The following is a 1,658-nucleotide window of genomic DNA, read 5'->3' as shown; positions in this document are numbered from 1 at the left end:
AACTCATAGTATATAATTACAATATTTAGTAATTATTAAAAACTTAGGACATAATATTGGGGTTTAAAACATTAAAACGCATCAAAGCTGTGAGTAGATTTAGTTTTGCACAGTTTTTTTAATAACAGGTTATAAGACTATCAATGGTTGAAATTTCGAAAAAATATAAAATTGGAAAAAGAAGATTTGGATTAGTTAATTGGTACGGAACATGGACTTTATATAAAAAAGAAGTTCTAAGATTCTTAATTGTGTGGATACAAACTATTTTTTCTCCACTAATTTCATCTTTACTCTTTTTACTTGTTTTATCTTTAGCCATTGGTGCTGATAGAGGAGATGTTCTTGGTGTACCTTTTATTACTTTTTTAGCGCCAGGGTTGATTTCTATGCAGGTAATTCAACAATCTTTTTCTCATTCTTCTTCATCTTTTATGATTAAAAAAATTGATGGAACTATAGTTGATTTATTATTTGCTCCCTTATCTGCAGGAGAAGTTACCATTTCAGTTTCACTTGCAGCTGTAACAAGAAGCGTCGTAATTGGAATAGTTTCGATTATTGTATTTCATTTAATAATTGATATTGAAATTAAAAATTATTTAACGCTTATAGCATTCACCTTACTTTCTTCTTTTATTTTAGGAAATATAGGAATAATTGCTGGACTATGGGCTGAAAAATTCGATCATATGGCAACAGTCACCAATTTTGTAATAGTTCCATTATCTTTCTTATCAGGCACTTTTTATTCAATAGAGAGACTCCCTGACTTTCTGCAAGCAGTAAGTAAAGTAAATCCATTTTTTTATATGATTGATGGTTTTAGATATAGTTTTATTGGCACTTCAGACGGCTCAATCTCTGTTGGTTTAGTATATTTAACTGCCTTAAGCTTTGTTAGCTGGCTTGTTTGTTATTTATTGTATAAAAAAGGCTATAAAATAAAATCATGAGTAAAATTTTAAATACTTATAACAGAAAGAAAATCTCTTTTTCTAAAGGAAAAGGAAGTTTCTTATATACAACGAATGGAAAGAAATATTTAGATTTCGTTCAAGGAATTGCTGTAAATTGCCTTGGTCATGCTAATGACTATTTAATAAGATCAATTAATAAACAATCTAAAAAATTATGGCATGTTTCAAACGTATTTACCATCCCTGAGCAAGAGAGACTGGCAAAAAGACTAGCCCAAAAAACATTTGCGGATTATGTAACTTTTCAAAATTCTGGCGCTGAAGCAACAGAAGCAGCTATCAAATTTGCTAGAAGATATTTTTATTCAAAAGGTCAACCAAGAAAAAATAGAGTTCTCTGTATTAATAATAGTTTCCATGGAAGAACTATCGCAGCTATTTTTGCTAGTAACAGCAAAAAAGCTATTGAAGGTTTTAAACCTAAAGTAGATGGTTTTGATCACTTTAACTTTGGTGATCACAAAGGTTTAGAAAAAGCGATAACCAGCAGAACTGCCGCTATTATGGTTGAGACAATTATGGGAGAAGGGGGCATTAAAGTTATTCCAGATTTTTGCCTCAAAGGCTTAAGAAAACTATGTAATAAGAAAAAAATTTTATTAATTCTTGATGAAGTTCAATGCGGCATCGGAAGAAGTGGCAAATTTTTTGCTTTTGAATATGCGAAAATAAAACCTG

At 30.2% G+C, this 1,658-nt stretch carries 2 protein-coding genes; both read left to right on the top strand.

Features of this window, described 5'->3' with window-relative positions:
- The first annotated feature begins 143 nt into the window (after nucleotides 1-143).
- Nucleotides 144-956 carry an ABC transporter permease gene (locus AMN78_RS03755; protein WP_075534249.1) on the top strand — a complete coding sequence of 271 codons (813 nt, stop codon included), beginning with the start codon at nucleotides 144-146 and terminating at the stop codon, nucleotides 954-956.
- A partial coding sequence (locus AMN78_RS03750) for an aminotransferase class III-fold pyridoxal phosphate-dependent enzyme (protein WP_143323164.1) occupies nucleotides 953-1,658 on the top strand: 706 nt, incomplete at its 3' end. The genes AMN78_RS03755 and AMN78_RS03750, both read left to right, overlap by 4 nt.

It is taken from the genome of Candidatus Pelagibacter communis (genome assembly GCF_001179945.1).
GTDB lineage: Bacteria > Pseudomonadota > Alphaproteobacteria > Pelagibacterales > Pelagibacteraceae > Pelagilacustribacter > Pelagilacustribacter ubique_A.
The sequence above is the reverse complement of the archived record's forward strand: the minus strand, read 5'-3'. Positions and strand labels throughout refer to the sequence as shown.

Excerpts from the sequence above, each read along its gene's own strand:
- AMN78_RS03755 (WP_075534249.1), top strand. The coding sequence starts at position 144 with ATGGTTGAAATTTCGAAAAAATATAAAATTGGAAAAAGAAGATTTGGA.